This is a genomic window from Pseudarthrobacter sp. MEB009 (assembly GCF_030208875.1).
Lineage (GTDB): Bacteria > Actinomycetota > Actinomycetes > Actinomycetales > Micrococcaceae > Arthrobacter.
Window position 1 is genome coordinate 103361 of record NZ_JARVTC010000003.1, and the last position, 26051, is coordinate 129411.

Here is a 26051-nt window from a genome sequence, read left to right on the forward strand (position 1 = left end):
GTCACGGGCGGGACGTGGCTGCGGCGGGTGGCGTTGATGGTGTCGCAGCGATGGTCTGCACGGCAGAATGGTGCCATGGCGATCGAACTCGAGGAACTGCTGGTGCCCGACGCTGCCGCCTGGCGGTCCTGGCTCGAGGCGAACCACGCTGACAGTCCCGGGGTGTGGCTGGTCCTGCACAAAAAGGGCGGGACGGTGACTGGGATCAACTACGCCGCGGCGTTGGATGAAGCCCTGTGTTTCGGCTGGATTGACGGCCAGGCCAGGAAGCGCGACGCCGAAAGTTCGTTCCAGCGGATGACACCCCGCGGCCGCCGCAGCGTCTGGTCCGCCCGGAACGTCACCTACGTGGCCCGGCTGGAGGAGGAAGGCAAAATGACCGGCGCAGGCAGGGCCGCCGTCGACGCCGCCAAAGCGGACGGCCGCTGGGCCGCTGCCTATGCCGGGCAGGCAACCGCGGAAGTTCCGGCTGACCTGGCCGCTGCGATCGCCGCCGTTCCCGCCGCCCAGGCCATGTTTGACGTCCTCACCAGGTCCAACCGGTTTGCCCTGATCAACCGCACCAACAGCGTTAAACTGGCCGCCACCCGCGAGCGGAAGATCGCTGGTTTTGTGGAGATGCTGGCCCGGAGCGAAGCGCCGTACCCGCAGAAGAAGCGCCCCGGCGACGCCTGAACGGCGCCCGGTCGCTTACGTGTCGGCCGGAAACGCGACGCCCTCGCCCACAACGCGCAGGCACAGTTCCATGCCGGGCCGGGCAATGGACGCGTTCCAGTGCCGGATGGTGATGACTTCGCCGCCGCCGGGATACCGGTGGTCGGACGTGCCTGCGAGCCCCGGCGGGACGGCCAGTTTCAGCCGGACGGTGGTTTCTGGGCCGAAGTAGTCGGTATCCACCACAACGCCGCGGATGGGACCGTCCTCGGCGATGCGGATCTGTTCCGGCCGCAGCATCAGCTGCACCCGGCCCTGGGCCGGCGGCCTGCGGACGGGGATCCCGCCGAGCGAGCAGGTGGCCAGGGAGCCTTCCAGCCAGGCGTCGAGGATCACGGCGTCGCCCAGGAACTCGGCGGTGGCCCGGTCTGCGGGCCGGGTATAGACCACAAACGGGTTCCCGATCTGCGCCAGTTTCCCGCCGCGCATCACCGCCACCTGGTCGGCGAAGGACAGGGCCTCGGCCTGGTCGTGGGTGACCAGGATGGTGGTGACGCCGGCGTCGCCCAGCACCTTGGCCACGGCCCGGCGGGTGGCCACCCGGAGGCCCGCGTCCAGCGCGGAGAACGGTTCGTCCAGGAGCATCAGGCTGGGTTCGCGGGCCAGCGCCCGGGCCAGGGCAACTCGCTGCTGCTGGCCGCCGGAAAGCTGGTGCGGGCGCCGTTTGGCCATGGCCGGGTCCAGGGAAACCATCTCCAGGAGGTCGCTGACCCTTCCGGCCACCGCGGTCCGGCCGCCCTGCAGGCAGGCCGGGTCAAGGCCGAACGCCACGTTCCGGCCCACGCTGAGGTGCGGGAAGAGCGCACCGTCCTGTGCCACGTAGCCCACGTGCCGTTTGTGCGCGGGAATCCAGACCCCGTCGCCGGCAACCTGGCTGCCGGCCAGCGTGATGCTGCCGGTGGCGGGGTGTTCGAAGCCGGCGATCAACCGCAGCAAAGTGGTCTTGCCAGATCCTGAGGGTCCCACAATCGCGGTGGTGCCGCCCCGGGCCACCGATAGGTTGACGCCCTTCAGGACCGCCTGGAACCCGAAGTTTTTGGTCACGTCCGCCACCACCAGGTGGCTGTTGGTGCTGGATGCGACGGACGATGCGATCCGCGGTTCCGGCAACCGGGAGGGGGCTTGTTCTGTCACTGTCCGGCTACTTTCTTGGACTGCTGGAAGAGCAGGTAGGTCATCGGGGCGGAGAGCAGGATCATCAGCAGCGCGTAGGGGGCGGCGCCTGCGTAATCGATTTCGCTGCTTTTGCTCCAGAATTCGGTGGCGAGCGTCCGCGTGCCGTTGGGCGAGAGCAGGAGGGTTGCCGTGAGCTCGTTGGTGATGGCCAGGAACACCAGTGCGGCTCCACCGGCGGCGGCAGGGGCCATCAGCCGCAGCGTGACCTGGACAAAGGCCGTCAGCGGCGGCTTTCCCAGGGCCTGCGCCGCCTCATCCAGTTCCTTGGGGGCCTGGGCCAGTCCGGCGCGGAGGTTAACCAGCGCGCGGGGCAGGAACAGCAGGACGTAAGCCGCCACCAGCACCCCGGCGCTTTGGTACACGCCCGGCACCAGCCGGATGCTGACGGTGACGAAGGCCAGCCCCACCACAATGCCGGGCAAGGAACTGGTGATGTAGTTGGAAAGCTCCAGGGTCTTGCTGAACCAGCCCGGGTGCCGCACCGCGAGATAGGCCATGGGGAAGGCCACCACAATCGTGGCCGCGGCGCCGGCCAGGCCGTAGCCCAGCGTGGCAGCAAGGGCCGGAACAAATTCCGCGGCGGCCCAGACGTCCGGGCCGCCGGCCGCCACCCAGCGCAGCACCAGGAACAGCGGCAGGCCGAACGCCAGCACCGTCAGCGCCAGCAGGAAAAGCTGGGCCGGCAGCTGGTACCCGCGCAGCGGCAGGCGCAGGGCCCGCGCCTGGGCACCGGGACCAATCCGCGCGTAGCGGGCTGATCCCCGGGTCCGGACCTCCGCGAGCAGCAGGAGCAGGCAAAAGAACACCAGGACGCTGGCCAGCATGTTGCCGGCGGCACCGTTGAAGGTGGACTGGAACTGGACCATGATGGCGGTGGTGAACGTGTCGAACCGGATCATGGCGAACGCGCCGTATTCAGCCAGCAGGTGCAGGGCAACCAGCAGCCCGCCGCCAGTGAGGGCGATCCGCAGCTGGGGCAGAACCACCCGGAAGAAGGTGCGCCAGGCGCCCAGCCCCAGGGACGCCGCCGACTGTTCGATCGCCGGGTCCAGGCGGCTCAGCGCCGCAGCGGCCGGGATGTACACCAGCGGAAAGTAGGAGAGCGTGGCGATCAGGACGCCCGAGCCCAGGCCGGCCAGGGACGGGACGGCAGACACCCACGCGTAGCTGTTGACAAACGCCGGGATGGCCAGCGGCGCTGCCAGGAGCACCGCCCACGTCCTGCGCCCGCGCAGCGCCGTGCGCTCCACCAGCCAGGCGCCCGCCACCCCCAGCACCAGGCAGAGCGGAACGGTGATCACGGTCAGCAGGACGGTGTTCAGCAGCAGCTCGGCCACGCGGGGCCTGAAGATGAGCCCGACGGCGGTGTCCCACCCGGTTGCCACGCTCATGTAAAGCACGTACCCCAGCGGCACCAGGGAGAAAAGCGCAATCAGGACCGCCAGCACGGATACTGCGGAAACGCCGAAAGGCGGGCGGGGGCTGCTGCCCCGGCCCGCCGCCGTCGTGCGTCCCTTGGGGGAGGCCGAAAGTCCGGGTGTCACGGAAATTAGAGGAGTCCGGCCCCGGTCATCAGTTCGGTGACCTTTTCGGAGTTGAGCTTGGCCGGATCAACGGTGGGTGCCTGCAGGTCCGTGAGGGGGACCAGCTTCTCGTTGGCCGGGATGTCGGAGGCGATGGCGTACTCGAAGGAGGTGCCGTCCTTGAGGACTTCCTGGCCCTTTGCTCCGGTGACGAACTTCAGGAACGCCTGTGCCGCTGCGGCGTTCTTCGCGGTCTTCAACACGCCGCCGCCCGAAACGGAGACAAACGCGCCCGGGTCCTGGTTCTTGAAGTAGTACGGCGTGACGTTTTTGGAGTTTTCGCCGGTCTTGGCCTGGTCGCCGTAGTAGTAGTAGTGGTAGATCAGGGCAGCGTCCACTTCGCCGGCATTGACGGCTTTCATGGCTGTGCTGTTGCCCTTGTAGGCGGTGAAGTTTTCCTTCATGCCGGCCAGCCACTCCTTGGTGGCGTCCTCGCCCTTGAGCTCAAGGAGGGCTGAGACGATGGCCTGGAAGTCAGCGCCGGTGGGCGACGCTGCCCACTTGCCCTTCCACTCCGGCTTGGCCAGGTCCAGCATGGACTTGGGCAGCTGGTCCGCGGACAGCTTGTTCTGGTCATAAACCAGCACGGTGGAGCGCGCGGCGATGCCGGTCCACTTGCCGGTGGAGGGCCGGAATTCTTCGGGGACCTGCTCCTGGGTAGCTTTGTCCACGTCGGCGAAGAGGCCTGCGTTCTCCACCTGCGCCATGGCCGGGGAGTTTTCGGTGAGGAAAACGTCCGCCGGTGAGGCCTGGCCTTCCTGGACGATCTGGTTGGACAGCTCGGTGTCCGAGCCCTGCCGCAGGGTGACCTTGACGCCGGTTTCGGCAGTGAAGGCATCCACCCATTCCTGGGTCAGGCTCTCGTGCTGGGCGTTGTAGACCGTGATTTCGCCGGAGACCGGCTGGCCGGCGGCCGACGAGCCGGACGTGGTGGGGGCGGAACTGCCGCCGCAGGCGGACAGGCCGAGGGCTGCGGTGGCGGCAAGTGCGATGCCGGCCAGCGCGCGGGTGCGGATCTTCATGGCGGAACTGCTTTCTGGGGTAAGGCGGGGGAGCTGCCTATGGGCCGGGGATGCCCACCTGACGAACTTTAGGCCAGCCAATCCTAACCAACAGTCGCGAAAACGGTTAAAGTGATGAGGCTCACACGTATTTGCCGGAGTGTTGCGCGAAGCAGCGGCCGCCGCCTCAGCTCCCCGCAGCCACGTCCGCCGCTGCCGCCAGGACCATCCAGGCCTGCAGTTGCGTGGAAAGTTCGACGGCGGTGCCCGGGGGATACGTGTCGGCTGCCGGTTGCGCGGCATGTTGGGAGAAGACGCTGGCGCCCGGGTGCCCGGCCGCGCCGTTGCCTGCTGTGCTGTGGCCTGCTGCGCCGCGGCCCGGCACCGCGCTGCGGCCGGCCCAGAACGCGGCCGCAGTGTCGGTGACGAGCCGGGCTGCGGTGGTCCGGGCTTCCCCGGGCAGCCTGCCGTCCGTGGCTGCGAGGGCCAGGTAGCGGCACAGGATTCCGGTGAAGAGCCCGGCGTCGCCCGCTCCGTCGCACCGCAGCACTTTCGTCCCGTGGTTCGCGTCCGGACCGCTGGGTGCGGCCGGAGTGCGGGTCAGCACCCGGTCCACGGCGGCTATCAGGACGGCCGCGCGGGCCAGGTTCGCGGTGCCGCCCAATTCCAGCAAGGCACCGAGGATGGGGCCCTGGTTGTAGGTGTAGATGTTCCGCTCCACCTGCACCGCACCGTCCGCACCCCGGCGGGCGCCGTCCAGGTACAGGCTCTGGCCGGCGTCGAAAAGGGTGCCGTCCAGCCAGTCCACCAGCCCCTGGGCTTTGGCGGGCTGGCCGGTCCTGGCGTAGAAGAGTGCCACGGGGGCAGTGGCAGGGGTGTTTTTGAAGTCCCGCTGCTTGCTCCAGAAGACGCCGCCGCCCAGGTCGTCGCTGCAGGCGGCATCAAACTGCCGGGACAGGGACTTCCGCACCCCGGCGTAACGTCGCCGCCCCGGCTTGCCGGTGTCTTCTGCCAGCCGGGCCAGCCTGAGGGTGGCCAGGGCCAGCCAGGCCATGTCGTCGTAGTAGTTGTTGACGAACGTAAAAGTGTTGCGGAGCCGGATGCCGCGGAGCAGCCGGGAGGCGAGCTTTCCGGCGCTGGCGTGGTCCGGGCCGTTGAAGCGGGCCGCAGGGGTGGCGCCGGCCGCCAACTCCTGGCGGCCGGCGTCCACCAGGCAGTCAAGGTAGTGGGCCTGCCACCAGTAGTGCCAGGGGTCCAGCAGGCTGCCGCGGAGGCGGCGCGCGGGGCCGGACAAGCCACGCCACAGGGCGCCGGAGCCGGGTCCTGGGCCCTGGCCGGCCCCGCCGTCCTGGGCTGCAGCTCCGTCCGTATCCCTTGAATCGGGCAGGCCGGACCAGCTGACCGCGGCGAGGTGCGTGCCCGGAAGGTGCAGCAGCCGCCGGCCGAACAGCGCGGTGACGGAACGGGCCGCATGCGTGGCGCGCTGGTTCCAGTCCGGCAAGGCATCGTCCGCTGTGGTCATGGACTCCAGCTTAGGCGTGGGCTTGGCGCCGCGGGCAGACCGGCACCGGTGCGGGTGGTGCACGCGGCGGCAATTTCAGTTAACATTCACTAACTGATGAACCGCTGTCCTTCCGCGGTCCGCAGCACGCATCAAGGAGGATGTATGGACGTCAACGGCTCTGTTGCCCTGATTACCGGGGGCGCTTCCGGGCTGGGGGCCGCCACCGCCCGCCAGCTCTTCCGGGCAGGCGCCTCCGTGGTGCTGGTGGACCTTCCCTCCTCCGCGGGGGCCGCGTTTGCTGCGGAACTTGCCGGTACCGCCGAAGGCCAGTCCGCAGTCTTTGTCCCCGCTGACGTGACGGACGCGGCCCAGGTGCAGGCCGCCGTCGACACCGCCGTGGGACTGGGCCCGCTCCGGATCGTGGTCAACTGTGCCGGGATCGCCACCCCCGGAAAGGTGCTGGGGCGAACGGGGGTCCTCCCGCTGGCGGACTTCAACCGCGTCATCCAGGTCAACCTGATTGGCACATTCAACGTGCTCCGCCTGGCCGCCGCGGCCATGGTGGAAACCGAACCGGCGGAAACTCCGCTGGGTGGGCCGGAGCGTGGCGTTATCATCAACACTGCTTCGGTGGCCGCGTTCGACGGCCAGATCGGCCAGCCCGCCTACGCCGCCTCGAAGGGTGCTGTGGCGGCCATGACGCTGCCGCTGGCCCGGGAGCTGGCACGCTCGCTGGTCCGTGTGGTCACCATTGCCCCCGGCATCTTCGAAACACCCATGATGGCAGGGTTGCCGCAGGAGGCGCAGGATTCCCTCGGGGCGCAGGTTCCGCACCCTTCCCGGCTGGGTAAACCGGATGAGTACGCCAAGCTGGTGGCCCATATTGTGGACAACGCCATGCTCAACGGCGAAACCATCCGCCTGGACGGCGCCATCCGGATGGCACCGAAGTGACCGGCCCGGCCCCCGAACTGCCCACGGCAGACTTTTTCGGCTACGAATCACAGCTCAGCCGGCCCGAGCAGGCCAAGCTGGCCGAACTTCGGGATTTCCTGGCCGCGGAAATCGCCCCCTACGCGGGGGACTGGTGGAACAAGGCGGAATTCCCGGCGCATATCCTGCCCAAACTCGCAGCACTGGAGCTCAGCACGCCTGCCCAGCGGGGCTACAGCCACCTCTTCGCCGGGTTGGTCATCGCCGAGATGACCCGCGTGGACACGTCCATCGCCACGTTTTTCCTGGTCCACCACGACCTCTTTGTGGAATCCCTGTACTCCTTCGGCTCGGCGGAACAGAAGGAACGTTTCCTGGCGGCCGCGTCGGAACTGCGCATCACCGGGGCCTTCGCCCTGACCGAACCACAGCACGGTTCGGATGTGGCCGGTGGCATGGAAACCCGGGCCCGGCGGGTCCCGGCGCAGCCCGGGACAGGGGCGGGAACCCTGGAGGGAGCGGCCGGCGGCGGCGACACGTGGGTGCTCAACGGCGCCAAGCGCTGGATCGGCAACGGAACGTTCTGCGACTACATGCTGGTGTGGGCGCGGGATGAAGCCGACGGGGCCGTGCGTGGCTTTATTGTGGACGCCACCCTGCCGGGTGTCAGCCGCACCCGGATCGAGAACAAAATCGCCCTCCGCACCGTGCAGAACGCCGACATCGTGTTCCGGGACGTCCAGGTGGCGGAAGCTGACCGGTTTGCCGGCATCAACTCCTTCGAGGACACCAAGGAACTGCTGCGCGGGTCACGCATCATGGTGGCTTGGCAGGCCGTGGGCCAGCAGCTGGCGGCCTTCGACGTGGCCCGGCAATACGCGGTGGACCGACACCAGTTCGGCCGGCCGCTGGCACAGTTCCAGCTGATCCAGCAGCAGCTGGTCACCATGCTGGGCAACGCCGTGGCCAGCATGGCCATGATGGCAGGGCTGGCCCGGCTGCAGGACGACGGCGCCGCGGACATGGCGCGGGTGGCCCTGGCCAAGTCCTACCTCAGCGCCCGGATGCGCGAAACCGTGGCGATGGGCCGGTCCATCCTCGGCGGGAACGGCATCGTCACGGACTACCGCATGGCCCGGATCTTTTCCGACGCCGAGGCCATCTACACCTACGAGGGCTCCTTCGAGATCAATACCCTGATTGTGGGCCGCGCGGTGACGGGGATGTCCGCCATCGCCTGAGGCGCTGGCCTTAGGCTTCCCGGCCCTGGCCTTCCGGTTCGGCTGCGGCCGGTGCCGTGTCGGGCGGGAACGGCAGTTTCTCGCCGGCCTCCACCCGGACGTCGAGGCTGTTGTTGCGGACGGGCATGGGGCAGGTGCCGTACGGGCTGAAGGCGCTGGGGTAGTTGATGGCCCGGTTGAAGTCCAGGACCACGGTGGCTGTGCCATCAGCCCCGGGCCGTGGCCGGGGTGCGGACAGTTTCCGCCAGTCGTCCGTGGTGTCGCCGTTGGTGCCGTCGTGGAACGTCAGGGTGAGCGCCCCAAGCTGTTCCTCTTCAGCCTGCAGCCGGAACTCGTGGCCGCTTCCCGGAACCCGGAACACCACCTCGCCGGCAGTCCGGTGCACCCCGTCCACCAGCGGGTTGGCGGTGGCGATCGGCACATCCACCGGCTCGGGGTAGGGGTGGTAGGTCGCGGTGATTTCCCAGGCCGGGTTGTAGGCGTAGGTGGGAACGCCGCGGAAGCCGGTGAAAACCGGGGAGGCCGCGTCCCTGGTGCGGATGGCGTACTTCCCTGCCCGTTTCGCCAGCTCCACCACCACCTGGTCCCCGTCAGCGCCCCCGGACCTTACCCACAGGAGGGATTCCTCGTCGTCGAGCGTTGCCGTGATGGTCCCCGCCACCGGTTCACCGGAATCCACCAGCGACAGCCCGTCGGCGGGCACCGCGGTGAGTTCCGCCGTCGTGCCGTCCGCTGACCACAATCCCGGGGCCAGATCGACGGCGGCGGGGGAGTCCGCCAGCCACTGGAAGGATGTCAGGGTGAGCCAGCCGTGCGGGGCCGCGAGGGCTGTGTCGCGGTTGGCGCGGAAACGCTGCCAGCGTTCCAGTTTGGCGGCGGGGGTGGTGGCCATGGTTCCTTCCGATGGTGCCTGCCACGGTACAACGGTGGCAGGCGGGGTTTTCATCCCGCCGGGAACCCGGCATACCGGGCTGCGGGGTCCTATTGGAAGCGACACTATCTGAGACGGATTGCCACGTCCCGCCGCGCTGCGGGTAGCATCTATAGGCAGTAACGTGGCTCACAGTATCCAGCGCAGTGTACGAGCCAAGTCCGAACCCTCGAAAGATACGCTTCCATGGCTCACACTGCAGCACATCCCGAATCCGATCTTGCCTCCGAACTCAGGGCAGACGTCCGCCGGGTGTCCACCCTCCTGGGCGAATCGCTGGTCCGCCAGCACGGCCCCGAGCTCCTCGACCTCGTGGAGCAGGTCCGCCTGCTGACCAAGGAATCCAAGGAAGCGGCCCGCGGCGGAGCCGACGCCACCGGCCCGTGGAGCGCCCATGACGTGGTGGCCCAGGTCCGCGAACTCCTGGGCTCGCTGCCCATTGAGCAGGCCACCGACCTGGTGCGCGCCTTCGCGTTCTACTTCCACCTGGCCAACGCCGCCGAGCAGGTCCACCGCGTCCGCGGCCTCCGGACCCGGGCGGAAAAGGACGGCTGGCTGGCCAAGGCCGTCAATGACATCGCCGGCCAGGCCGGTCCGGAGGTACTGCAGGACGTGGTGAACGGGCTGGATGTCCGCCCCATCTTCACCGCCCACCCCACCGAAGCGTCCCGGCGCTCGGTCCTGGACAAGATCCGCAAGCTGTCGGACGTGCTGGCCGAGCACACCACCGAGGGCACCACGGCACGCCGGCGGCAGGACCGCCAACTGGCAGAGGTGATCGACCAGATGTGGCAGACCGATGAGCTCCGCCAGGTCCGGCCCACCCCCGTGGACGAAGCCCGCAACGCCATCTATTACCTGGGCAGCATCCTGACGGACGCCATGCCCGAAATGCTGACCGAATTCTCGGAGCTGCTGGGCGAGCACGGCGTCAGCCTTGCCGCCAAGGACGCCCCCATCCGCTTCGGCTCCTGGATTGGCGGTGACCGGGACGGCAACCCCAACGTCACCGCCGGGGTGACCCGGGAAATCCTCCAGATCCAGAACCAGCATGCGGTCCGGATCAGCATCGGCATGATCGACGAGCTGATCTCCATCCTTTCCAACTCCACGGCGCTGGCCGGGGCGGACAAGGAACTCCTGGATTCCATCGACGCAGACCTCGCGAAGCTGCCCGGCCTGGACAAGCGGGTCCTGGAACTGAACGCCCAGGAGCCTTACCGGCTCAAGCTGACCTGCATCAAAGCCAAGCTGATAAACACCGGCAAGCGGGTTGCGGCCGGGTCGAACCACGAACACGGCCGGGACTACAGCGGTACCGACGAGCTCCTGGCGGACCTTGACCTGCTGGAACTCTCGCTCCGGAACCACTCGGCCACCCTTGCCGCTGACGGTGCCCTGGCCCGCGTCCGCCGCGCCATTGCCTCCTTCGGCCTGCACCTGGCCACCCTGGACATCCGCGAACACGCGGACCACCACCACGACGCCGTGGGCCAGCTGATGGACCGGCTGGGCGGGCCCGGGGTCCGGTACGCCGAACTGAGCCGCGAAGAGCGGTTCGAGGTGCTCGGCTCCGAGCTGGCGTCCCGCCGGCCGCTGTCGGGTCACCCGATCAAGCTCGACGGCGCCGCCGACGGGACCTACGACGTCTTCCGCGAGGTCCGTCGCGCGCTGAAGACCTACGGGCCCGACGTCATCGAGACCTACATCATCTCCATGACCCGGGGCGCTGACGATGTCCTGGCCGCCGCAGTCCTGGCCCGGGAAGCCGGCCTGGTGAACCTTTTCGGGGAGAATCCGTACGCCAAGATCGGCTTCGCGCCGCTGCTGGAGACCGTTGAGGAACTGCGGGCCTCCGCCGAGATCATCGACCAGCTGCTCTCCGTCCCCTCCTACCGCGACCTGGTGCGGCTGCGCGGCGACGTGCAGGAAGTCATGCTGGGCTACTCGGACTCCAACAAGGAATCCGGCGTCATGACCAGCCAGTGGGAGATCCACAAGACCCAGCGGAAGCTGCGCGACATTGCCGCCAAGCACGGGGTGCGGGTCCGCCTGTTCCACGGCCGCGGCGGATCAGTGGGCCGCGGCGGCGGGCCCACCTATGATGCCATCCTGGCCCAGCCCAACGGCGTCCTGGAAGGCGAAATCAAGTTCACCGAACAGGGTGAGGTCATCGCGGACAAATACTCCCTGCCCGAGCTGGCCCGGGAAAACCTGGAACTGTCCCTCGCCGCGGTGCTCCAGGGTTCGGCCCTGCACCGGGATCCCCGGACGTCCGCCGGGCAACGCGAACGCTACGGCCAGGTGATGGAAACCGTCTCCGACGCAGCGTTCGAGCGGTACCGGAAGCTTGTGGACCACCCGGACCTGCCCGCCTACTTCATGGCCTCCACCCCCGTGGAGCAGCTGGGTTCCCTGAACATCGGCTCCCGCCCGTCCAAGCGGCCCGACTCCGGCGCCGGCCTGGGTGGCCTCCGCGCCATCCCGTGGGTGTTCGGCTGGACGCAGTCCAGGCAGATTGTGCCCGGCTGGTTCGGGGTGGGCTCCGGCCTCAAAGCTGCCCGGGAGGCAGGAAATGCCGGGCACCTGGTGGAAATGATGGAGCACTGGCACTTCTTCCGTTCAGTGCTGTCGAACGTGGAGATGACCCTGGCCAAGACGGACCTGGACATCGCCGGCTACTACGTGGCCACCCTGGTTCCGGAAGAGCTGCACCACATCTTCCGCACCATCCGGGAGGAATACGAGCTCACGGTGGCCGAGATCCAGATCCTCACCGGCGAGCACCTGCTCCTGGACGCCCAGCCCACGCTCAAGCGCTCCCTCGAGATCCGGGACCAGTACCTGGACCCCATCAGCTACCTGCAGGTGGAACTGCTGCGCCGAGTCCGGGCCGAAGCCGGCACCATCAGCGGCGCGGAAATCGACGAACGCCTCCAGCGGGCCATGCTCATCACCGTCAACGGTGTTGCAGCGGGCCTGCGCAACACGGGCTAACGCTAACCCCCCACCCCTCCCGTTGCGCTATCACCTATGGTCCCCATCCGGGTCGGATAGGGACCGTAGGTGATAGCGCAACGGGGGTTGGATAGGGTTGGGGCATGCCTTCGTTCCAGACCCGCCTCAAGATCACCGGGCTCCGGCCAGGGAACCCGCCGGAGGCCGTGATGGACGCCGCCGTGGAGGCGCTGGGCACCCGCCACCACGTGGAATCGCACCAGCTGCAATTGGCCGGAGGCGTTCCGCAGCTGCACCTGCGGTTCCTGGTGGAGCCCACCGAATACAGCGGCGAGAACCAGCAGGCGCTGCAGTCGGCCGCCATGATGCGCGACGCCGTCGAACGCGTGGCGCTGACCGGTGCGCTGCTGGTGCTCCGGCGCAACCGCGGCCGCTGGGCGCCCGTCTGACGCGCCGCCCGGATCAGGCCAAGGGGCCGGTTTCCTCCACGGGGGAGCGGTCGCCGCGCCGCCGGGTCACAATGATGCCGACGACGGCGCCGATCACCAGGCCCAGCGCTACACCGATCAGCGAACTTGCCCAGAACGGCAGGCGCGTGGCCGAACCCGTGAAATAGCCCAGGCCCACCAGCCAGAACGCCCACACGATGGCGCCCAGGCCTGCGCACAGGCTGAAGCCCCGCAGCGACACGTTGGCGATGCCTGCCGCCGCGCACGTGGCCAGCCTGCCGCCAGGGAGGAACCTGGCGCCGATGATGGTGCCGTAGGTGGAGGACCGGCCGGCTTTCGCCAGGCCCTGGTGGATGCCGCGGTGGACCTTCCGGCCCCACTTCCAGCGGTCCAGGATGTGGCTGAGCCGCCGGCGGAACAGCTGGAACACCACCATGTCGCCCACCCAGGATGCCAGGGCGGACAGGGCGGTAATCAGGAAGAAGTTGGCGCGGCCGTCAGCCGAGAGGGCACCGGCGGTGATCACCACCATCTCGGAAGGGATGGGCGGGAAGATGGCGTCGCCAAGCACCGCGGGGATGATCCAGAAGTAGATCGCCGCCCCCCAGCTGTCAGCGCTGCCGAAGTCCATTGCCACAAGGTACCGCACTTTGGCGGACTGCCTCGCTGAGTTCGCGGCCGCTGCGGTATTCCACTGCTTTGGCGGTGATGGGATCCACGAACCGGATGCCCCGGGCCAGGAGCTGCAGGGGCCGGGAGTAGTCATCCGGTGCCTTGTCCAGCAGGTCAGGGTAGAAGGAGTCGTTCACGATGCCCAGTCCCAGCGAGGCCATGTGGACCCGGAGCTGGTGGGTCTTTCCGGTGTGCGGCTCGAGCCGGTATCTGGCCAGCGGCGCACTTCCGGGGGTGCCGCCGTCGAACGTTTCCAGCTTTTCGATGCGGGTTTCCGCGTTCGGTTCGCCGTCAACAACCTCGGCCAGGAGGTAGCTGCGGGACTTGGTCATCCGGTTGCGGACCACCACGGGAAAGCCGACGTCGGGATGGCCCGGCGCCGGCTGGGCCGCGGACACACACTCGTAGTCCTTCTGCACCTGCCGCTTTTCGAAGAGGACCTGGTACTTGCCGCGGGTGTCCGGGTTGGTGGAAAAGAGCAGCACCCCGGCCGTCATCCGGTCCAGCCGGTGCATGGGGATCAGGTCCGGCAGGTCCAGCTGGTTCCGCAGGCGCACCAGCGCCGACTCCTGGATGTAGGTGCCGCCGGGAGTGGTGGGGAGGAAATGCGGCTTGTCCACCACCAGCAGGTGCCCGTCCTGGTGCAGGATGTCCAGCTCCACAGGAATCCGGGTCTCCGGCGGGAGCGTGCGGTAGTACCAGATGAAGGTGTGGTCCCGAAGCGGCGTGGTCCGGTCCAGCGGAACGCCCCCCTCGCCGACGATTTCGCCGGCGTCGAACCTGTCCTCGATGCCCTGCGGGTCGATGTGGCCCCACCGGTGCATCATGTAGTCCATGGCGGTCTCCCACGGGCCCCCGTCCGGGAGGCGCAGGCGGGTCGCGTTGACGCCGTCGCGCACGGGGAGGGGGGATTGCATCACCTGTCCATTCTACCGGCGGGCCAGGCCGTTACCGAACAGAAAAAAGTTCTTGACAATAAAAGTTGTCGGAAGGCATGCTGGAACCATGCTGGACATAGCAGTGATCGAGGACCCGGCAACCGCCGAAGTGTCACTGGACCCCATCCGGACGCGGATCCTCCATGAGCTGGCCGAGCCGGGCTCCGCCACGCAGCTGGCCGGCAAGGTGGGGCTGCCCCGGCAGAAGGTCAACTACCACCTCAAGGCCCTGGAGCGGCACGGGCTGGTGGAGCTCGTGGCGGAGCGGCGCAAGGGCAACGTGACCGAGCGGGTGTTCCAGGCCACGGCCGCCTCATACCTGATCTCGCCCCAGGCGCTGGCCGCCGTGGCCCCGGATCCGCGGCGTTTCACCGACCACTTCTCGGCGTTCTGGCTCCTGGCGCTCGCCGGGCGGATGGTTGAGGAGACCGGCAAGCTGATCGCCGGCGCCGCCGCCGCCCGCCAGGCCCTGCCAACCTTCGCGATCGACGGCGAGATCACCTTCCGGTCCGCCGCCGACCGTGCCGCCTTCGCGGCGGACCTCGGGGTGGCGGTCACCGCGCTGGTGGACAAATACCACGACGGCGGGACCTCGCCGCGGGGGCGCCGGCACCGGCTGGTGGTGGCCCTCCATCCGGCACTCAAGACAACTGAAAACCCAGGCAAGGAGCCGAACAATGACTGATGACCGCAGCTTTGAAATTATCCAGGATACTGAACTTCCCGGCACGCCGGAGCGGGTCTGGGAAGCCGTGACCGCAGGGACGTCTGCTTGGATGTTCCCCACAGAGCAGTGGCCGGCGGTAAAAACGGTTGAGGAGCATCCCACCCGACTGGTGTCCCGCATGGACGGGCCGGATGGCTGGTTCAACCAGCTGGAACACGTCCTGGCGCCGCTGGCGGGCGGCCGCGCCAGCCTGCACTACGTCCACAGCGGCATCTTCGCCGACAACTGGGATGAGCAGTATGACGGCGCCAGCCGCCATACGGAGTTCTACCTCCACACCCTGGGCCAGTACCTGAAGCACTTCGACGGCAGGGCCGTGGTGTTCACGGACATCCAGGGCCCGGCGGAGTCCATCACCCCGGACGGCTTTGAGCGGCTGCGCTCGGCGCTCGGAGTGGACGCCGCCGGACCGGGTGGGCGCGTGGACGTGGAGCTCGACGGCGTCGGCCGGCTTTCTGCGGAGGTGGACTTTGCCAATGAGCATTTCCTGGGCCTGCGGACGTCCGACGCGTTGTACCGGTTCTTCGGCCGCAACGCCTGGGGTGCCCCGGTGGGCATGACGGTGCATGACTTCAGCGGGAGCGCGGACACCGGGGCCACCGCGGCGGTTTGGGGCAAGTTCCTGGCGACGGTTTACGCCTGAAAAGACGTGGCTGCGGGCTGGCACTAGGTCCGCTCTTGGCCGCTCCGGACTAGGCGATGGCCACCCGGGGCGGCTCCGGCAGGGCCCGCCGCAGCTGCGGGGCAGCCTCCAATTGGTTCTGGGCTGACCGCAGCGCCCGGACAGCGGTTTCGAGGCTTCCGGGGTCAAGTGTGTAAGGGATCCGGACGTAGTGTTCGAAGGCCCCGCCAACTCCGAAGCGTGGTCCGGCGGCCAGGCGGACGCCGAACCCGGGTGCAATGACGGTCAAGGCCGTGCTGATGGGTGCCGGCAGCCGGCACCAAAGGGTCAGTCCGCCGTCGGGCGCCGCAGCCTGCCAGGTGGGCAGGTGCTCCGCCAGCAGCTCCTGAAGGGTGCCCCGCTGATCCCGGAGTGCTGCCAGCCGGGCCGGCAGTGGCTCCTCGAAATGCGCCATCAGATGCGCCGCGGCCAGTTGCTCGGTCAGGGGACCGCCCAGGTCCAGGGTGGTCCGTTGGGCGGCGTACCGCCGGATCTGCTCCCTGCCGGCACGGATCCACCCTGTCCGGAGGCCGGCCCAGTGCGACTTGCTGAGCGAACCGACGGATACGCAGGAGCCGAACGCTGCCACATGCTGCGAGTCCAGGCCGTTGAGGTTCAAATCGCGCAGCGTTTCATCGATGACCAGGACGGTTCCGGCGGCGGCAGCGGCCCGCACCAGGCGGCGCCGCTGCGGATCCGGCATCAGTTTGCCGGTGGGGTTGTGGAAGTCGGGCACCAGGTAGGCGACGGCGGGACGGTGCTGCTGCAGCGTTGCCTCCACGGCGTCCAGGTCCCAATGCGGCTGGCCGGGTCCGCCCACGGCGACGGGCAGCGCCCGCGCACCCGACCCGGCAATGGCGTCCAGCGCGTTCGGATAGCTGGGGTGCTCCACCAGGACTTTGGCAGGCCTGCCATGCCGGGGTCCGGCTTCAGCCCGGAGGATGATGTTCAGCGCGTGCTGCGCTCCGGAAGTAATCAGGATCTGGTCCGCTGTGGTGGGTACCCCGGCCGCGGTGTACCGGGCTGCCACTGCTTCGCGCAGGACGGGCAGGCCCAGGACCTCGTAGCCGAAGCCGGGCAGCAGCGCGGGCAGGTCGTTTAAGGCGGCCGAAAAAGCCCTGTGTACCACTTCGCCGCTCGCCGGCAGCGACGCGTAGGCCAGGTCCAGGAGACCGTCCGGGGCGGACATGCCCGGTGCTGCCACCCCGGCGGCAGACCGGGGCAGCCGGGTGCGGCCCTTGGCGCCCTGTCCGCTGCTGAGGAACCCCTGCTCCCGCAGCAGGGCGTAGGCGGCGGTGACGGTGGTGCGGGACATGCCCAGGGTCTCCGACAGCGAGCGTTCGCTGGGCAGGGGTGTGTCCAGGGGCAGGCGGCCATCAAGGACCAGCAGCCGGACAACGTCCGCCAGTTCGCGGTAGGCGGGGCCGGCGGCGCTCTGCCAGGGGCCCATCAACCGGGCAAGGGCGGCGGGATTCATGGCTCCTGGCATCAGGCCAGTATCGCAGACTGGCTATGGAATACAAGGCCAGTGCCAGACGAGGATGGGTCAATGATGATTCGCAGACTCCTTCAACTCTTTATCGGCCTGGCCATGTACGGCTTCTCTCTGGCCCTGTTTATCCGCTCAGCCCTGGGCACTGCGCCGTGGGATGTGCTGCATCAGGGCCTGGCTGCCAGGACCGGGCTCAGCCTGGGAGCCGTGGTGATCATTGTCAGTTTTGCCGTGCTGCTGCTGTGGATCCCGCTCAAGCAGTGGCCCGGTTTTGGTACGCTGTGCAACGCCATCCTGGTGGGTGTCTTCGCTGATCTCGGGTTGGCCCTTGTTCCGCAGTTCTCCCACCTCGGCGGTCAGACTGCGGTGCTTGCCGGGGCGGTTCTCCTGAATGCCGTGGCCTCGGCCTGCTACATCGGGGCCCGCTTCGGACCCGGCGCCCGCGACGGGCTGATGACGGGCCTCGCCCGGCGGACCGGGTGGTCCGTGCGTGTGTCCCGGACCCTCATCGAAGTGGTGGTCCTGGCCGCCGGTTGGCTTCTGGGCGGCGCGGCAGGTGTGGGCACTGCCGTGTACGCGCTGGCCATCGGCCCGCTGGTGCAACTCATGATGCCGTTCTTCACCGTTCCCGAAAAGACACCCGCGAGTGTGACCCTTGCCGGGCATACCGCAGCGTCACCCGGCGCGCTGCCCCCGGCCGAACCCGGATCCGGCACACCGGCGACGGCACACCAGGCGCACGGGTGAACCAGGGTCAGGGTATTGCCGGTCCCGGGTCGGGGCCGGCAACGGGCGCAGGCTGGCATTTGGGGCAGAAGTAGATGTCCCGTTCCTCGTCGCCGTTGAGTTTGCCCAGGACAGCGTGTTCGATGGGGGTGCGGCATTTGAGGCAGGGCTGGTGCTCACGCCGGTACACCCAGTAGCCGGGCCGGCCTGCGGCGCGGCCCACCGGGACGCCGCGTGCGTTGAGGATGGTGACGCGCCGGCCGGGGCCCAGGTTGGCCTCCAGCAGGATTTTGGCGCTGGCCATCATTTCCCGCAGGGAGACCAAGGCAGGCACGTCGCCGGCGCGGACCGTGGGATGCACGCCGGCCAGGAACAGGGTTTCGCAGCGGTAGATGTTGCCGATGCCTGCCAGGTTCCGCTGGTCCAGAAGGGCAACACCGATGGGGACATCCGGCGCGCTGAGGATGCGGCGTTCGGCTTCGTCCGGATCCCACCCTGGCCCCAGCAGGTCCGGGCCCAGGTGCCCCACCACCGAGTCCTCGTCCTCGGTTTTGACCACATCCAGCACCCCCAGGGAGAACCCCACGGCATCAGCCGAGGCGGTCCGCAGGACGCAGCGGGCCGTGAAGCCGGGTTTCCGCCAGCGGCCGCCCGGAGGATAGACCTGCCAACTGCCTTCCATCTTCAGGTGCGAGTGGATGGTCAGTCCCCGCCCCTCCGGGCTGACCACCCGGATCAGCAGGTGTTTTCCGCGCGGCACTACCTCGCTGACCGTCCAGCCCGTGACGTTGAGCGTGGCAAAACGCGGCACGCGGAAGTCGGAGGCCGTGAGGACCTGGCCTGCCAGGGCGGCATGCAGCTGCGCGGTGGCCCGGAACACCGAATCACCCTCAGGCACGGATCCTCAACCCCTTCGGTGTGGAATAGGCGCCAGCGGCACTGAGCGCGGCAGCGACGGGTGTGTCCAGGATTCCATGCCCGTTGACCTTCTCCATGATGAGTTTGTCCACCGCGCCCCGGGTCACCACCCCCACCAGGGCGGCTCCCGCCGCGGCCAGGACGGTTTCATCGGGGCTGAAAACCAGCAGGGTCTTGCCACCCCGCTCGACATAAAGGACCAGCGCGCCGTCCACCAGCACCACCATGGCCCCGGCTTTCCGGCCCGGCCGGTGACCGGTGCCGGCGTCGTCGTTCACGCCGGGCCAGGACAGCGCCGCCCCGTAGGGGTTGGCGGGGTCCGTTGCGGCCAGCGCCAGGGCCACGGGCTCGGGTTTGGCCAGCTGGGAGTCCTCGGAGAAGGACCGCAACCGGTCCACCGTGGCCGGCACGGCGAACTGGGCCGCGCCGAGGTGTTCGATGAAATACCCGCGCCGGCAGCGGCCGGCCTCTTCCAGCCGGGCCAGTACCTTATACATCAGCCCGAAGCCGCCCAGGATCTGTTCGGCCATCACCGAGCCGCGGGTCACCACGCCGTATCGGTCCAGCAGAAGCTCCGCGGTGGCCCGCGCGTGGATGGTGGCGTCCAGTTCGGGAGCGGGCAGCGCGGACCAGCGCCCGGCGGCCATGGGCGGCGTGGCGACGGCGCCGGAGGTGCCGTACCGGCCGCCACCGGCCGCCCCGATCAGGCCGCTGCCGGAACGGCCCAGCCTGCTCAGCCGGGGCGCCCGGGCCCTTGGGGTCCGAGCCACTTGCCGGTGGGCGGTGTGGCCGCCCGCGATCAGCGACCGCACCGGCGCGAAGGTATCGCCCGTGATCCGGCCGGCCCAAACAAGGTCCCACAGGGCGGACACCACATCCTGGTCGCCCAGGACTGCGTCCATGCCGCCGGCGATGTCCGTCAGCTGCCTGAAGAAGTACCCGCCGCCGTTGGTGCGCAGGTGGTCCAGGAGCCGCAGCTGGGCGTCGCCGGGTTCGTAGTCGACGGCGGGATTCAGGGTCAGTTCCGCGGAATCGGCCAGGTGCAGGCTGATCCAGCCGTCGTTGCCGGGGAGCGAGCCGGCACCGGACCACAGGACTTCACCGGCGGCCATAAGTTCGTCGAGCATGGCCGGCCGGTAGTCGGACACCCGGCTGGCCAGGATGAGCGGCTCCCAGGCGGAGGCCGGGATGGGGACGCCGGAGAGCTGGTCCACGGCGGTGATGATGCCGTCCAGCCCTCGGAGCGACGGCTGCCCGCGGCCCCCGCCCGGGACCCGGACGTGCTGCCAGGCCGGCAGGAAACGCCCGTAGGCGGAGGCGTCCACGGGTTCGACTTCGGCGCGCAGGGCTGCCAGCGAGCGGCGCCGCAGCTTGCGGAGGACCTCGGCGTCACACCATTCGCTGGTTGCCGGCTGCGGAGCCGCCACCCCGGCCGGGCCGGCAGCCTGGGCGCGCGCCGCGGCATCCGCCCTGGCAGCCTGCGCCTCCGGATCGGCGTCCTCGGCCACGTTCCCGTCGTCGTCCAGCTCTGCGACGTCCGCGGGATCGGTGTCATCGTCGTCCGGACCGGCCGGCAGCAGGGCCTCGTCCGGCCCGCTGCCGTTGGGAGTTGGCGACTGCGCCGCGTCGCCGCCGGCGTGCGGGCGGAACTCACCCTCCACCACACGGCCATCGGCGGCGAGCCGCTTCAGCGCCGTGCCCACCACCGCCACGCCCAGGCCCAGCCGGGCAGCGGCCTCCGCGGACGTGAACGGCCCGTGCGTCCGGGCGTACCGGGATACCAGGTCGCCCAGCGGATCGGCCACGGGTTCAATGAACGCCAGCGGCACACCCATGGGCAGCGGCACCCCGATGGCATCCCGGAGCCTGGCGGCGTCCTCCACCGCGGCAAACCGCTCCCCCCCGCCGATGTTGACTTTGATGGCGCGGTTGGCACGCTGCAGGGCCTGGAGGTGGCCGGCGGCGGATGCCACACTGGCGGCGTCCTGCTCGGGATCGGGTTCGCCCTGGAGGCGCGCCGCGGCCTCGTCCGGCGTCAGCGGTCCCAGCAGCCGGAGCAGGTCCGCTGTCCCTTCCAGGCCGCGGGCCCGGCGGTCCGGCAGCAGCCGCTGCAGTTCCCGTTCGGTGGACTCGATGACCTTGGGGTCCAGGAGTTCGCGCAGTTCCACCCGGCCCAGCAGCTCGTTCAGGAGTGTGGAGTCCAGGGCCAGCGCCGCGGCCCGGCGCTCGGCCAGCGGTGAGTCGCCCTCGTACAGGAACTGGGCCACATAGCCGAACAGGAGGGACTTGGCGAACGGTGAGGGCTGGCTGGTGGTGGTTTCCACCACCCGCAGCTCGCGGCGTTCCACGGACGCTGCAATGTCTTTCAACGCGGGAAGGTCGTAGACATCCTGCAGGCATTCACGCACCGTCTCCAGCACGATGGGGAATGTAGGGTACTTCCGGGCAACGTCCAGCAGCTGCGCTGACCGCTGCCGCTGCTGCCACAGCGGCTGGCGTTTCCCGGGGGTCTGGCGGGGGAGCAGCAGGGCGCGGGCCGCGCATTCACGGAACCGCGAGGCGAACAGGGCGCTGCCGCCCACTTCGGCGGTGACAATCTGTTCCAGTTCCTCCGGATCGAACAGGAACAGCTCCGCCCCCGGTGGTTCGTCTTCCATCATGGGAACCCGGAGCACAATGCCGTCGTCAGCGGCCATCGCCGAGCCGTCCAGCCCATACCGCTGGTGCAGCCGTTGCCCCACGGCCAGGGCCCAAGGGGCGTGCACCGGCATCCCGAACGGGCTGTGCAGGATCACCCGCCAGTCGCCCAGCTCGTCGTGGAACCGTTCCACCACCAGCGTGGTGTCGCTGGGGACCACTTCGGTGGCCTGTTTTTGTTCCCGGATGTACTGGATCAGGTTGTTGGCGGCGAAGTCGTCCAAACCGCTGGCTTTGCACCGTTCCAGGGCGGGACCGGAATCGGACGCTGCCAGTTCGCGGACGAACGCCCCCAGGGCCCGGCCCAGGTCCACTGGCCGTCCCAGCGAGTCGCCCTTCCAGAACGGCAGCTTTCCGGGCTGGCCAAACGCGGGCGAGACCAGGACGCGGTCGTGAGTGATGTCCTCGATCTTCCAGCTGGTGGCGCCGAGCGCGAACACATCGCCCACCCGGGATTCGTAGACCATTTCCTCGTCCAGTTCGCCCACCCGCCGGCCGCCCTTGGGCGCGGGGGAGGGCTTTCCGTCCGCAGCCGGGGACGCAGAGCCTTCCGTTTCGGTGCCGATGATGTACACGCCGAACAGGCCGCGGTCCGGGATGGTGCCGCCGGAGGTGACGGCGAGGCGCTGCGCTCCGGGGCGGCCTTCGATGGTCCCCGCGTTGCGGTCCCAGATGATCCGGGGGCGCAGCTCTGCGAACTCGTCCGACGGGTACCGGCCGGCCAGCAGGTCCAGAGTGGCTTCGAACGCCGAGCGGGGGAGCGACGCGAACGGGGCGGAGCGCCGGACCGTGGCAAACCACTCCTCCACATCGATGCTGCCCAGGGCCGCGGCGGCGACGGTCTGCTGGGCCAGGATGTCCAGCGGGTTGGCCGGCACGTACAGGCGCTCGATTTTGCCGTCCAGCATCCGTTCCACGGTGATGGCGGTGTGCACCAGGTCCGCACGGTGTTTCGGGAACAGGACACCCTGGGAGACTTCGCCCACCTGGTGCCCGGCGCGGCCCACGCGCTGCAGCCCGCTGGCCACCGACGGCGGCGATTCCACCTGGACCACCAAATCCACGGCGCCCATGTCGATGCCCAGTTCCAGCGAGGACGTGGCCACCACGCACCGCAGCCGTCCCGATTTGAGGTCGTCCTCGATCAGGGCGCGCTGGTCCTTGGACACGGATCCGTGGTGCGCCCGCGCCAGCACCGGGTCCGCGCCGGCGGAACTGCCGGCCTGCGCCATCATCTGGGCGGGGGTTGAGGCGGGAAGGCCCGACGCCGGCCCGCCCGGACGGCGGTCAGATCCAGGTGCGCCGTCCCCCTCCGCGGCCGGGGTTCCGTCCCAGCCGCCGCCCACCGCAACCAGCTGGCGCTCCGCGTAGATTTCGTTCAACCGGGCCGTGAGCCGCTCCGAAAGCCGCCGGGAATTGGCGAAGACGATGGTGGACTGGTTGGCCAGCACCAGGTCCACGATCTTTTCCTCAACATGCGGCCAGATGGAAGCCTGCGGCTGGAGCCCTGAGGCCGGGCCGGAGTCGAACGCGCCGGCCGCGCCCTGCAGGTCCGACATGTCCTCCACAGGCACTGAAACGGTGAGGTCCCAGGTCTTGGACGCCGGCGGGGCAACGATCTCCACCGGCGCCGAACCGGCCAGAAACTGGGCCACCAGCTCCTTGGGCTCCACGGTGGCTGAGAGCCCGATCCGCTGGGCGGGCTTGGGCAGCAGGGCGTCCAGCCGTTCGAGCGAGACGGCGAGGTGGGCGCCGCGCTTGGTCCCGGCCACGGCATGGACCTCATCGATGATGATGGTGTCCACCTCCGCCAGGGTCTCGCGGGCCTTCGAGGTCAGCATCAGGAACAGGGATTCCGGGGTGGTGATGAGGATATCGGGCGGAGTGGTCAGCAAAGACCTGCGGTCCGCGGTGGTGGTGTCCCCGGACCGGACACCCACGGTGATCAAGGGCGCCGGCAGGTCAAGGCGCTTGGCGGTCTGGGTGATGCCGATCAGCGGGGCGCGGAGGTTCCGTTCCACGTCCACCCCCAGGGCCTTCAGGGGTGAGATGTAGAGGACCCGGGTTTTCCGCTTGGGCGCGCGCGGGCGCCTGCCCTTGCCCGCGGCCTGGCCGGTGACCTTGCCCGTGGATCCGGCCCCAACCCCCGGGAGCGTGTCCTGGCCTGCGACGGGATCCGCGGCATCGGGCCCGGGGGTGGAGGTCAGGAGCCGGTCCAGGGCCCAGAGGAAGGCCGCCAGCGTCTTTCCGGAGCCGGTGGGGGCCACCACCAAGGCATGCGAGCCGGAGGAAATGGCGTTCCAGGCCCCGGCCTGGGCAGGGGTGGGGCCGCTGAAGGCACCCAGGAACCAGTCGCGGGTGGGCCGGCTGAACTGGCCCATGGGTGCTGCTGCACCGGAATCCTTGGCGCCCGCGACGGGCTGTTCCTGCGTCATGCCTCCATCATGCCGCACACCACCGACAGGACAGCTGACCGCGGCCTACGATGGTTGGAAAGCGCCGATGCTCAGCAGGTTGATGCCGGCGTTGCTGCAGGCGTTGGTGGGGTCGGGCAGGAAAAGCGATGCGGTGTCCTCCGGCGGGTACACGCGGTAGCCGCCGGCCCGCACCTGGGCGCAGTCGGGGAAATTGCCGGCCTGGACGTAGCGCAGCACCGCCGTCCCGGTCTCCCCTGGGGCAAGCAGGACCTCCGTTTCGGGTGTTGTGACGTCCCGGGCGGCAGCGGCGCCGATGGGGTCGCCGGCAGCATCGGCGGTCAGCGACACGCCGGCGTAACCCTTGAGCAGGCAAGGCTCGGTGCCGGTGTTGGTGAGGTTCAGCTTCATGTAAACGCTGCCGGCAGCACCGCCACCGGAAGGGTCGGTTTCCGCAACGAGCCCCGACGCCTTGCAGAGGGCGGTGGCAGCCGGTGTGGTGGCCGGTGCCGACGTGGCGGGCGCCGTGGTGGCCGGCGCACTGGGCGTGGGCGACGCCGATGCGCTGGCCGGTGCCGACGTTGCTGAACCGGAGTTGGACGCCGACGTCGTGGGTTCCGCCTGCGGATCGCCTCCACCGCACGCGGTGAGCAGCAGGGCAGCCGCAGCGGCCGCCGTCGTAATGGTAAACGCCTGGGAAATTCGCTGAGACCTCATCGCACCACCTTTACGCCAGAGGTTGCCCGCGTCAACAAAGCCACCAGCCCGGAAGGCAACTGATGCCCGGATCGTGATGATCCGGGCATCAGGCGTGCAGGCTATTTCGCGTCAGCTGCGGCCTTGCGCCGGGCGCCGCTGCGTACCAGTGCCGCCGCGCCGAGGGCCAGGCCGCCGACGCCCGCCACCAGGCCGGCCCAGCTCCGAGCGTCGGCGCCGCTGTCCGTTACTGCCGCCACCTGCTCGGTGGCCGCTGTTTCGGCGTGACCGTCCCCGTGGCCCTCGGCGGCCACGTCAGTGATGGTGATCGACGGCGCCGGGGCATCGAGGGAATGCGGGTCCTGGCCTTCCTTGGCGATTTCGGACCAGTCAGTCTGCCCGGTTTCACAGGTCTGCAGGGTGGGGAAGTTCAGCGTGGTGCCGGCAAGGTCCGGCAGTTTCACGGACAGGACCAGGGTGTCCCGGAGTTCGTGCTCCAGCGGGGTCTTGGCGGTGTACACGATCTGGCTGGTCCGCTTGGTGATGGCGGTGCCGTCAGCCAGCTTCCGGGGTTCGGCCAGCTGCTCGGTGACCTTTTCGACGGTCCAGTTGGGGTTGACGGTGGGTTGCGCGTCGTTGAGTTCCTGGGGCAGCGTGATGGCAACCTTGGTGGTGTTCGACTCCTCGCAGCCATGCGGCACGGCGAAGGTCAGGAGCGCGTACGAGTTGGCTGACGTTTTGTCCGGGGTGACGCCCACGTGGGCGGAGGCGCCGACGGCTCCGGAGAGCAGGAGCGCGGCTGCGCCGCCCGTGGCAGCTGCGGTGGTGAGGGTGCGGCGAAGGAGGGTGCTGGTCATGGGATTGCCTTTCTGGCGCACCCCAAACAAGGGGGTGCAGGGTGTATGGGACCCGGCGCCGGAAAGGATTGTCCGGTTCGCCGGTCAGGCGGGATTCACGACGGCGGAAGGCGGGCCGCGCCGGCTGTCCCACCGGAGGTTCCGCCACGGCTGCCGGGCAGGCCAGGCAGGCCGGCTTTCCGCCGGCACCGACGGAACGGTGTGGAGGGCGGCGGCCCGGGGCAGGCCGGCCAGCGGCCGGAGCCAGCCGGCGAGGGCCCACAAGGCAGCCTCGCCCCTGGCCAGCAGGAGCGCGCAGCCTACGGTGGCCAACGCATGGGCGGCAAGCATCAGGGGACCGCTGGCGCCGGGCTGGTGCAGGTGCCCGGCCAGCGGGGCCAGGCCGGCATAGGCCTGGAGTTCCGCGGCAGGATCGTGGTGGTGCCCAGCGGGCGCAACGTTTGCCGCCGCGGTGACGGTGCCGCTGAAGGCGTTGAACAGTCCGTGGAGCACCACCTGCCCGCCGCCCAGCAGCGCGGCCATGGCGGGAAAGCCCAGGCGCAGGCGTGTGGCGGTGGTGCTGGCCAGTACGGTCAGGGCCAGAACCGCCAGCATGATGCCCGGCGCGGGAAGCTCGCCGCCACCGGCAAGGTGGGCCCCTGCTGCGAGCGCGAGGATGCCGGTTGCCACTGCCGAGGATCGGAGCACGTGGAAAGGAGTGTGTGGGTGTGCTGGCACAGCTCCTCCTTTCCGGTCCCGCATGGCGGTCTAGATTCTACCGGTG

The 26051-nt window shown here is 69.2% G+C and carries 21 protein-coding genes; 8 read left to right on the plus strand and 13 right to left on the minus strand.

Annotation, left to right across the window (positions count from 1 at the left end; all coding sequences use genetic code 11):
• Positions 1 to 75 precede the first annotated feature (75 nt).
• On the plus strand, positions 76 to 675 hold the full coding sequence (locus tag QRN07_RS01705) for a YdeI/OmpD-associated family protein (RefSeq protein ID WP_050684487.1): 600 nt from the start codon (positions 76 to 78) through the stop codon (positions 673 to 675).
• Positions 676 to 690: 15 nt separating this feature from the next.
• Here QRN07_RS01705 and QRN07_RS01710 read toward each other — a convergent pair whose 3' ends face one another.
• The 4 genes from QRN07_RS01710 to QRN07_RS01725 all read right to left on the minus strand — a co-directional run bounded on the left by QRN07_RS01710 (position 691) and on the right by QRN07_RS01725 (position 5996).
• Positions 691 to 1848 carry an ABC transporter ATP-binding protein gene (locus QRN07_RS01710; RefSeq protein ID WP_285240216.1) on the minus strand — a complete coding sequence of 386 codons (1158 nt, stop codon included), beginning with the start codon at positions 1846 to 1848 and terminating at the stop codon, positions 691 to 693.
• Positions 1845 to 3434, minus strand: a complete 1590-nt coding sequence (locus QRN07_RS01715) for an ABC transporter permease (protein WP_082484173.1) — start codon at positions 3432 to 3434, stop codon at positions 1845 to 1847. The genes QRN07_RS01710 and QRN07_RS01715 overlap by 4 nt, the downstream gene beginning before the upstream one ends.
• 5 nt (positions 3435 to 3439) lie before the next feature.
• Positions 3440 to 4495, minus strand: a complete 1056-nt coding sequence (locus QRN07_RS01720; RefSeq protein ID WP_050684488.1) for an iron ABC transporter substrate-binding protein — start codon at positions 4493 to 4495, stop codon at positions 3440 to 3442.
• Positions 4496 to 4661: 166 nt separating this feature from the next.
• Positions 4662 to 5996 (minus strand): glycoside hydrolase family 76 protein, encoded by a 1335-nt coding sequence (locus QRN07_RS01725; RefSeq protein ID WP_056598121.1) that lies wholly within the window; start codon positions 5994 to 5996, stop codon positions 4662 to 4664.
• A 144-nt stretch (positions 5997 to 6140) separates the two neighbouring features.
• Here QRN07_RS01725 and QRN07_RS01730 point away from each other — a divergent pair, with 144 nt between their 5' ends.
• Both QRN07_RS01730 and QRN07_RS01735 read left to right on the plus strand, forming a co-directional pair.
• Positions 6141 to 6932 carry an SDR family NAD(P)-dependent oxidoreductase gene (locus tag QRN07_RS01730; RefSeq protein ID WP_050684490.1) on the plus strand — a complete coding sequence of 264 codons (792 nt, stop codon included), beginning with the start codon at positions 6141 to 6143 and terminating at the stop codon, positions 6930 to 6932.
• Positions 6929 to 8152, plus strand: a complete 1224-nt coding sequence (locus QRN07_RS01735) for an acyl-CoA dehydrogenase family protein (protein ID WP_056598119.1) — start codon at positions 6929 to 6931, stop codon at positions 8150 to 8152. The genes QRN07_RS01730 and QRN07_RS01735 overlap by 4 nt, the downstream gene beginning before the upstream one ends.
• A 10-nt stretch (positions 8153 to 8162) precedes the next feature.
• Here QRN07_RS01735 and QRN07_RS01740 read toward each other — a convergent pair whose 3' ends face one another.
• The gene (locus QRN07_RS01740; protein ID WP_056598117.1) at positions 8163 to 9044 is read right to left on the minus strand and encodes a DUF1684 domain-containing protein; all 882 of its coding nucleotides are present in this window, start codon (positions 9042 to 9044) and stop codon (positions 8163 to 8165) included.
• 225 nt (positions 9045 to 9269) lie between these two features.
• Between QRN07_RS01740 and ppc the strand changes: the two genes are divergently transcribed.
• Positions 9270 to 12080: a phosphoenolpyruvate carboxylase gene (gene ppc, locus QRN07_RS01745; RefSeq protein WP_050684492.1), complete on the plus strand. Its 2811-nt coding sequence runs from the start codon at positions 9270 to 9272 to the stop codon at positions 12078 to 12080.
• A gap of 104 nt (positions 12081 to 12184) precedes the next feature.
• A complete protein-coding gene (locus QRN07_RS01750; RefSeq protein WP_056598116.1) occupies positions 12185 to 12490 on the plus strand; it encodes a hypothetical protein in 306 nt (101 codons plus the stop codon).
• 13 nt (positions 12491 to 12503) lie between these two features.
• On the opposite strand, the gene QRN07_RS01755 is transcribed toward QRN07_RS01750, so the two are convergent.
• Complete coding sequence (locus QRN07_RS01755; protein ID WP_056598114.1) at positions 12504 to 13121, minus strand: DedA family protein; 618 nt, start codon at positions 13119 to 13121, stop codon at positions 12504 to 12506.
• Positions 13102 to 14079: an RluA family pseudouridine synthase gene (locus tag QRN07_RS01760; RefSeq protein ID WP_285240243.1), complete on the minus strand. Its 978-nt coding sequence runs from the start codon at positions 14077 to 14079 to the stop codon at positions 13102 to 13104. The genes QRN07_RS01755 and QRN07_RS01760 overlap by 20 nt, the downstream gene beginning before the upstream one ends.
• Before the next feature lie 88 nt (positions 14080 to 14167).
• Here QRN07_RS01760 and QRN07_RS01765 point away from each other — a divergent pair, with 88 nt between their 5' ends.
• Positions 14168 to 14785, plus strand: a complete 618-nt coding sequence (locus QRN07_RS01765; RefSeq protein ID WP_050684496.1) for an ArsR/SmtB family transcription factor — start codon at positions 14168 to 14170, stop codon at positions 14783 to 14785.
• Positions 14778 to 15470, plus strand: coding sequence for an SRPBCC family protein (locus QRN07_RS01770; protein ID WP_050684497.1), 693 nt, complete (start codon positions 14778 to 14780; stop codon positions 15468 to 15470). The genes QRN07_RS01765 and QRN07_RS01770 overlap by 8 nt, the downstream gene beginning before the upstream one ends.
• Positions 15471 to 15519: 49 nt before the next feature.
• On the opposite strand, the gene yczR is transcribed toward QRN07_RS01770, so the two are convergent.
• The gene (yczR, locus tag QRN07_RS01775; RefSeq protein ID WP_050684498.1) at positions 15520 to 16977 is read right to left on the minus strand and encodes a MocR-like transcription factor YczR; all 1458 of its coding nucleotides are present in this window, start codon (positions 16975 to 16977) and stop codon (positions 15520 to 15522) included.
• Positions 16978 to 17037: 60 nt separating this feature from the next.
• On the opposite strand from yczR, the gene yczE reads away from it, so the two are divergent.
• Positions 17038 to 17727 (plus strand): membrane protein YczE, encoded by a 690-nt coding sequence (gene yczE / locus QRN07_RS01780; RefSeq protein WP_082178197.1) that lies wholly within the window; start codon positions 17038 to 17040, stop codon positions 17725 to 17727.
• A 7-nt stretch (positions 17728 to 17734) separates the two neighbouring features.
• On the opposite strand, the gene QRN07_RS01785 is transcribed toward yczE, so the two are convergent.
• From QRN07_RS01785 to QRN07_RS01805, 5 genes are all read right to left on the minus strand, one after another.
• The gene (locus QRN07_RS01785; RefSeq protein WP_056598108.1) at positions 17735 to 18604 is read right to left on the minus strand and encodes an Fpg/Nei family DNA glycosylase; all 870 of its coding nucleotides are present in this window, start codon (positions 18602 to 18604) and stop codon (positions 17735 to 17737) included.
• The gene (locus QRN07_RS01790) at positions 18597 to 23756 is read right to left on the minus strand and encodes an ATP-dependent helicase (protein WP_285240217.1); all 5160 of its coding nucleotides are present in this window, start codon (positions 23754 to 23756) and stop codon (positions 18597 to 18599) included. Before QRN07_RS01790 ends, QRN07_RS01785 begins: the two co-directional genes overlap by 8 nt.
• Before the next feature lie 45 nt (positions 23757 to 23801).
• A complete protein-coding gene (locus QRN07_RS01795; RefSeq protein ID WP_082178198.1) occupies positions 23802 to 24452 on the minus strand; it encodes a DUF4232 domain-containing protein in 651 nt (216 codons plus the stop codon).
• A 101-nt stretch (positions 24453 to 24553) separates the two neighbouring features.
• Positions 24554 to 25288: a YcnI family copper-binding membrane protein gene (locus QRN07_RS01800; RefSeq protein WP_050684503.1), complete on the minus strand. Its 735-nt coding sequence runs from the start codon at positions 25286 to 25288 to the stop codon at positions 24554 to 24556.
• 84 nt (positions 25289 to 25372) lie between these two features.
• Positions 25373 to 26005, minus strand: a complete 633-nt coding sequence (locus tag QRN07_RS01805; protein ID WP_285240218.1) for a hypothetical protein — start codon at positions 26003 to 26005, stop codon at positions 25373 to 25375.
• Positions 26006 to 26051 lie beyond the last annotated feature (46 nt).